This is a genomic window from Mesorhizobium sp. WSM4809, assembly GCF_055811655.1.
In genome coordinates, this window is the sequence record NZ_JBVVQW010000028.1 from 39,892 (window position 1) to 47,331 (window position 7,440).

General features: G+C 57.5%; 3 protein-coding genes and 4 pseudogenes. 5 read left to right on the plus strand and 2 right to left on the minus strand.

Going from position 1 to position 7,440, the window contains the following annotated elements:
* Positions 1-71: 71 nt before the first annotated feature.
* Positions 72-362: pseudogene (locus AC0L24_RS32390) on the minus strand (transposase); the annotation flags it as partial.
* A gap of 96 nt (positions 363-458) precedes the next feature.
* Here AC0L24_RS32390 and AC0L24_RS32395 point away from each other — a divergent pair.
* The 5 genes and pseudogenes from AC0L24_RS32395 (at position 459) to AC0L24_RS32415 (ending at position 7,311) form a co-directional block, all read left to right on the plus strand.
* Positions 459-644 carry a hypothetical protein gene (locus AC0L24_RS32395; protein WP_473564924.1) on the plus strand — a complete coding sequence of 62 codons (186 nt, stop codon included), beginning with the start codon at positions 459-461 and terminating at the stop codon, positions 642-644.
* A gap of 1,308 nt (positions 645-1,952) precedes the next feature.
* A pseudogene (locus tag AC0L24_RS32400) lies at positions 1,953-2,593 on the plus strand (aldehyde dehydrogenase family protein); the annotation flags it as partial.
* A 517-nt stretch (positions 2,594-3,110) separates the two neighbouring features.
* Complete coding sequence (alr, locus tag AC0L24_RS32405; protein ID WP_473564925.1) at positions 3,111-4,277, plus strand: alanine racemase; 1,167 nt, start codon at positions 3,111-3,113, stop codon at positions 4,275-4,277.
* Positions 4,278-5,098: 821 nt separating this feature from the next.
* On the plus strand, positions 5,099-5,854 hold the full coding sequence (locus AC0L24_RS32410) for a class I SAM-dependent DNA methyltransferase (protein WP_473564926.1): 756 nt from the start codon (positions 5,099-5,101) through the stop codon (positions 5,852-5,854).
* A gap of 449 nt (positions 5,855-6,303) precedes the next feature.
* Positions 6,304-7,311: pseudogene (locus AC0L24_RS32415) on the plus strand (IS3 family transposase).
* Here AC0L24_RS32415 and AC0L24_RS32420 read toward each other — a convergent pair.
* A pseudogene (locus AC0L24_RS32420) lies at positions 7,294-7,440 on the minus strand (IS630 family transposase); the annotation flags it as partial. The pseudogenes AC0L24_RS32415 and AC0L24_RS32420 sit on opposite strands and share 18 nt — an antisense overlap.

The window sequence follows — 7,440 nt, forward strand, 5'->3', positions numbered from 1 at the left end:
CGATTTGCGGTTGTGAAGTTGTGTGAATTTATTGAAAACGGCAGTTAGTGCGTCCTTCGGGATTCTGGTGGCGATGAAGCCCTGCGGCCGCTATTGCCGGCATGGGCGAGCACGTTGCTCACGAAGTGGACGCACGACAGCGCTGCCATATGGCCGGAAGCACACTGGTGACTGCGGTCTTGACGCCTTCGTGCGCGTCGGGACGACGAGCTTGACGCCGCACAGGCCGCGACGTGTCAGCTTGCGCAGAAACTCCGTCCAGATCGGCTCGGCATGCCCAGCACTTCGCGCCGGCGGTCCGGGTTGACGCCGACGGCGATGATGACTGCGACCGAGACGATCCGGCCACCGCACCGGACTTCGTTCAGGCCCCGGACCATGTCATCAAGGACCTACTTTGGGGCTTCTTCAAGGACGTGGATAGGCGACACAAGCTTACCCCAATCGAACTCAGCGACATGAAATCGCAAATCGATGAGCTGACATCGCGCGCCTCGGCCGCGGTTGCCCGAGTTCGGCGGCTCGTTCCCAAGGAAGAGCAAGACGTCGTCGATGACCGCAGCACGCGCTCGTTGAATTCCCAGACCTTACAGCGCGAGCTCAGAAACGCATCGAAGAAGTCGAAGCGGACGGCAAGCAAATGATTCAAATGGCTGGCCTAGGACTGATGGTCGAGGTGGTGGCTCACGAGCTTGCCCGCGCGACCGAGGGCAAGCTTTGGAGGCGCTAAAAGGCAGAGACCTGCCATCGGAGCTTAAGGCGCGCCTCGAGACTTTGCGCTCCGAAATGAAAAGCGTGTCGAAGCGGCTGGGGCGTACTTGATCAGCTCAGTGTTTCCGGTCGTCAGCGCTCCGAACAATTCGAACTCGCCCAGCTTTTCGACGGGGCCACGCCCCGCAATTTGCACGCCACGGCGTACTGCTCAAGATCAACAAGCCCAAAAATCCTGTCCGCGTGCGCCTCGGCCGCCGCTTCCTGAAGGCTCGCTTCGTAGTTGGAGGGGAAAGTTGCGATCTTTACCGCATCAGCTCGCTTCTTCAAGACTGTAAGGCGCCTCGATCTCTCCAACTATTTACCGCTCTTTTCTCTGCAGCCCCAACTACCATGCGCAATCCGGCGCGCCGCGCGATTTGCCAGATCTCGCTAGGCGGACCCTTATCCACCTTGACGAGCACCACCGCCCGCGTCCGGCATCGAAAGGACTGGCTTGCCCATTTTGGGGTTGAATTAGCCGACACTGGTGAAGGCAGGCGCCTCAATAATTATAGCTGGTTGTGCAAGCAGCGATCGGAGGGCAAGGCATTGCCTTGGGTTGGACCCATCTCATTGACCACCCGTTGCGCGAAGGATTGCTTGTTCCCGCCTTCACTGCGAACTGGGCAACCGGATATGCATTCTTCGTCGTCAGCAACCGTTCGGTCGACCTTGCTCCCGAGGCAAAACCAGTGAAGGGACTGGATTCTTGCCGAGGCTGGGCTCGATGCTTTGAACAGTCTGATCGATAAGGTTGAGCCGGACCTCCTTTATGCCGCCGACATGAATGCGGAATTCGAATTCGTTTCCGGAAGGCACGCATGTTCATGCCGGAGGCCGGTGCGGTAAGGCTCTATGAAAACAAGTACGCAACGTATCTCGCCTGTAGTACGCGGGCGTCATCGTGCCCGAGACCGTCATGCTCAATGAGCTGGCGGACGTTGGCGCGGCAACCAGGGCCTTCGACGAGGGTCTGGATACGAGCAACTCACGGCAGCGGCGGTTCGGGGCCATCCCGACCAGCGATCCTATCCTCGCCGCGCATGGATAGAGCCTAACAATGGCTGGGGGCGGTTCAGCATCGCGGCGCCTTGGACGCAAAATGGCGACGTGGATCGGACTTTCGCGGGACGGCTACCTTATCACCTGCCACGGAAGGCGGCGGCTGCATTGGCAACAGGGTCACCTCAGCCCATCCGGAAGCGAAGTCGGAGGTAACGCATGCGGCCTCGTACCGTCAGTGATACGCCGAAGGGCCAATCGCATCTATGGCGAGACGATCTCCCCGCCCTCGACCGACCGGCGGATGATCGTGATCAAGCAGCCGATCGGCGTCGTTGGGACAATCACCCCATGGAAATTCCTGGCCTCCATCGTGGCGCGCAAGATCTCGCCCGCGTTAGCGGCGGGCTGCATGATTGTGCTCAAGCCTGCTGAACAAACACCGCTCGTGGTGGGGGCGATGTTCGCTCTCGCCCACCAGGCCGGCTTTCCCGAAGGTGTCGTCAACTTGGTCTATGCGTCCGATGGCGATGCGGTCGGCCGCGAACCCTGCTCAAACTCGAAGGTCCGCAAGATCAGCTTCACCGGGTCAACTGAGGTCGGCCGGCTCTTGATGCGACAGTGCTCGGATCAGATCAAGAAGGTGGGCCTCGAGCTTGGCGGCAACGCGATGCAGGCGAAATTCGCAATGTCGATCAAACATGTGTTTCCGCCAATCGCTTTTATGTCCAGTTGAATGCTCATGATGAATTCGTCGAGAAGGAATCGCCCCCTTTCAGTAGGGGTCGGCTTCGATCCGGCAGTGGCTCTCGAACCTCTGATCGACAGTCGTGCACTTAGATCGTGCTATCCTGTTCGAGAGCGGCAAGGGACCGGCTCGCGTCAAAAGATTGCGACATGGGACGCCTCCTTCTGATGATGGTTGAAACAGCGAAGGATGCATGCCCTCGCCGCTCGCCCCATAGCATCTGCTCAAGTGGGTACGATCGTGCTGGAGGAATGCTCCGGCAGTACACGTGATAACGACTGCTCTCCGTCTGCGGTCCTTAACAGCTTGAGGTAGCCTTGGCCTACCACAGCCGACGATGCAGAAATCTTTGAGCATTTGTCCGATAATATAGTCGTCACGCCTCAGCAGCGCTTGAAACATACTAACCCTCCATCTAGGCTTGTTCGAATAAATGTTTCAGCTTTGAGACATTGACTTGACAATAACTTAATTTTGTCTGTTAACGCCATGTTGTATCATATCGTTTCCTGCCGCCCAACGCCATAGTGGATAGAGTTGCAGGTGTCGACCTTTTGCACCGCGCTTCCAAATAGGAGGCCGGGTTCCAGGCAATTGTGGAGAGTAAATGACGTTTTCTCTAGCTCGGCCGGACGACGTTGTATTAGAAATAGACCTAGCGGCTGTTCGGGTTAACTTCCGGTACATCGCGACCCTGGTCGGACCTGACGTAAGGGTGGCTGCAGTCGTCAAAAGTGACGCGTACGGACTTGGTCTTGCAAACATCGCAAAGGCACTCATCGAAACCGGCTGCGACCTACTGTTTGTAGCCAATTTGGATGAGGCTATACTTCTACGGTCACGTTTTGATAGAATTGCAATTGCAGTTTTTCGCGATGAGGTTGATAGGTTTGGCGCGTGTTATCAGTCGTATGGCCTAATACCTGTTGTGAATAACTGTAAGGAATTGCATGCAATCTGCACAGTCGGAGAGGCGCAAACGTACTTTCTCAATGTGGAAACGGGATTCTCTCGCTTTGGACTCAGTGTTGGTGATGTCCATCGCAACTATCTGCTACGCACCTTCGAAAGGTGCCGCCCATCGATCTTGCTCAGTCACCTCGCCTGCGGCGAATGCAGTTGGGACGAAACCAATGTACTGCAGAGGGATCGTTTTCGGTCAGTCTATGATCTTCTGAGACCCACGGGCGGCAGTCTGGCAGCCTCCGCCGGTGTATGGCTCGGCAAGTCCTACCATTTTGACATGGTGCGCGTAGGATCGGCACTGTACGGGATCGATACCGCTGGCGTGCAGGCAACTCGCCTACAACCCGTGGTTAAGCTCAGAGCAAGAATACTTGATGTGCGAGACGTCCCGGCGGGGGAGGCCGTCGGGTATAGTGCAACGTTTCGTACGATCCGAAGCAGCCGCGTAGCAATTGTCGGGATCGGGTATAAGCACGGCCTTCCATGGTCCTGCGCAAACAAGATAGTCGTTCGGTTGGGGGAACATTCAGCGCCGTCAATAGGAAGAATATCCATGGAATACATAATGATCGATATAACAGATGTCCCCGCGGGACGCTGTATCCCAGGCACCTTTGTGGAGTTCCTGACGGAAGACTTCACCGTGAATGACCTGGCAGCGGCCGCTGGCGTGAGTCCTCAGGAGACGCTGACTCGGCTTGGCGCTGGTTGCACGCGGAAATATGTGAATTTGTGCTCCCCATTTGCGGGGTTTTCAGCAAACCGCTCAATGGCGGCGATGAGTCGCCCGTCGAGAGCAGAGAGATGACCGATGGAAAAGTAGGTGCTCGTCTTGGGCCAGGCTCCGTGGACGAAGCTTGACGCTAGAACTCGGTCACTCGCCCTTCTTAAACCCAACAGTGGGCTTTGGTTGAAGCTGCCGGATCGTGGATACCGCGTCATCGTCGAGGATGAGGGTGCTGGTCAGGGTGCACCAGTTCAAGCAGCCGGTGCCAGTCGGCGCAGATGCGGGCCAGGCGCGAGATGTCCAGCCCCTTCACGACACCGAGATTGAGAGGCCTAATTCGCTGACCAGTTCCTGTAAGTCGTGGCGGGCAACGGCCCTGGATTCCGATTTGCCATGGTTGCAGTCGATAACGTGGATGCGTTCGGCCAGCCAATTGGCGGCAAGCAGCCCTACTGTCGCTGTATGCTCTCGCCGTTTCGGTGACCTGTCGAAGCATAGGCTGACGGATGTAACGGGATAAGCATTCCGCCGCAGGTGATCGGCGGTGTGCCGTTGCGCATACCGCGTCTCGTCCTAGAGTCGGCGTCACAGTATCCCCGGCCGCTCTCAAGGCAATCCGCTTGTTCATTGTCGGAAACCTTACGAAATTGCGTCGCAGAAAACATCGGGACGGGTAGCGAAAAGGCAAGATATTGAGTTAAAGCGGATTGGCATGGCTTTTGCTGTTTAAACGTCAACACTCGCTCAAACACGGAGCCGTTGATTCTCACGATATTTGGGAAAACTTGTGCGTGGCGAGACTGCGCGTTCACCGTACCTGCATCCAGTTATGCTGGCCGATGGCTCCTGCCAGTGATGAGTTGCCAAAAACTGTCAAACCGACCCAAACCGGAGAATCTGCCATGTCTGATTACCTTGCCTCTAACGAGAATTGGGCCTCAAATTGGGCCTCGATCTATGCAAAATTTAACAGTATCCGCGGCAGAGTTGCTGAAGCAGACGAGACAGCCGCGTTTCTTGAGCGATATTGCCACGGAGGGAGTGCTCTCGAACTCGGTATTGGCGACGGACGCGTGGCGGTGCCATTGAGCGAGCGGGGCGTCAGGGTCGAAGGTATCGACAGTTCGGATAGCATGCTGAAACTTCTCGCGAAGCGCACCGATCTGATCAAGGCTTGGAGGGGCGACATGGCCAACTTCAGATCGGAGCAACGCTATGATTTAGTGTATTGCGCTTATAACACGTTGACGGCGCTCCTCACCCGTGAAGCGCAAATAAGTTGCCTCCGATCTGCCGCAGAGGCGATATGTGATGAGGGCGCTCTGGTGATAGAATTGCCTGTACCGGCGATGGGTGGCTTCGTTGGGGGCCAGAAGACTACTACCACGCTCCTTGATGACGAGAATACATTTGTTACTACGGATATCCACAATCCGCTAAACCAGAACTTGGGTTCAACCCTCCTCTGGTTTTCCGGTACATCGGTCAGAAGTTTGCCCTACCGCGCTCGCTACGTGTATCATCAGGAGCTCGATACCATGGCCGAATGCGCAGGATTGAAGCTAGCGGAGCGGTGGGGAGATTGGACCAGAGGTGAGTTCAACGAAGGGTCCAAACGTCATATCTCGGTTTATCGGCGTGCCTCCTTTAGGGCCTGATCTAGGCGCGGCAGGATTCTCCGAGTCGCAGCTTCCTCAAGGCCTAGCAAAAAGAAGAAGAAAAGAGTTGGCGCGCTCATGCCGACGGCTGTTCATTCCGCGCGCCAAATGGCAAGTATGGCCAACCCGGCGTCCGGTATGCTAGTTCCTGAGCTCGGTGCAGGAACCGGCGTCATCACCAGGGCCATCCCGGATAGAGGCATCAAGCCACTTCAGCTGATTTCGGCGTTGCCGCAATCATTCCGGAGGGTCGGTTGCGCCGTTCGAAGTTCGCTTCGAGACAGGTCGACTTCGTCCGCTCTGAGCGCCTGAGACCTCCCTGCCGGGACATGGGGCCGAGCCATTCCCACTGACCCATCAAAGTGCGTGGTTCACCTTGAAGGCTCCTTGGCCTGCTGCCGGGTTCGTGGACACCGAGATAAGGTGTTTGACGGAACTGGAGAGTTGGAATGCAGAGAAGGAAGTTCAGCCGCGAGTTCAAGCTTGAGGCGGTGAGGCTGGTGAAAGATCGGGGCGTTGCGGTTGCGCAGGCGGCCCGGGACCTTGATGTCCACGAGAATGTTCTGCGCAAATGGGTGCGCGATCTGTCGACGGATCCGCAGCACGCCTTTCCCGGCTGGCGGTGGCATGGCTGTGCAAGGCGCTGGATGTCTCTCGGCCGGGCCTCCATGGCTGGCTCAACCGCAGCCCCAGCGCTCACTCCCGGCACGACGAGGTGCTGGTGACGGCGGTCGATCGCAGCTTCAAGAGCAGCGACCTAACCTACGGTGCCCGCCGTGTCTGGCACGACGTGCTCGCCGAAGGGCTGTCCTGCGGCTTGCGTCGCATCGAGAGGCTCATGCGTCAGAACGGGCTGCGTGCCCGACCGCTGCGTCGTGGGCTGCCAAAGGATACTGGCGAACGATCCGCGGTGTCGGGCAACATCCTCGACCGCGCCTTCGAGGTCGCGGCTCCGAACCAGAAGTGGATTGCCGACTTCACCTACATCTGGACTGCCGAAGGTTGGGCTCTACGTTGCGGCCGTCGTCGACCTGTTCTCCAGGCGTGTCGTCGGCTGGGCGATGAAGGTCGAGATGACAGCTCAGCTCGTCACTGACGCTCTCATCATGGCGATCTGGAGGAGAGGTCGGCCCGACTGCCTGCTGCACCACAGCGACCAGGGCCGCCCAATATACGAGCGAGCAGTTCCAGCGCCTGATGGCCGATCACGGCATCACCTGTCCGATGAGCCGGTCGGGCAACGTTTGGGACAAATGCTGCGATGGAGAGCTTCTTCTCGTCGCTGAAAACCGAGCGGACTGCCCGCAAGGTCTACAGGACAAGGGATGACGCTAGACTAGGGCCGATGTGTTCCATTACATCGAGCGCTTCTACAATCCCGGCGACGGCACTCGACATTGGGCTACATGAGCCCCGTCGAGTTTGAGGAAAAAGCTATGCTAGTGGATAGAATCTAACGGTTGGTGCCCACGTTTGACAGCTGCGATGATTTCGTCGGGGTCGGCGGTCCAGACGAACGGTTTGGGCTGTTGGTTGTAGTCGGCAAGAAAGCGGTTGATGGCGGCCTGGAGGTCGACGACGGAATG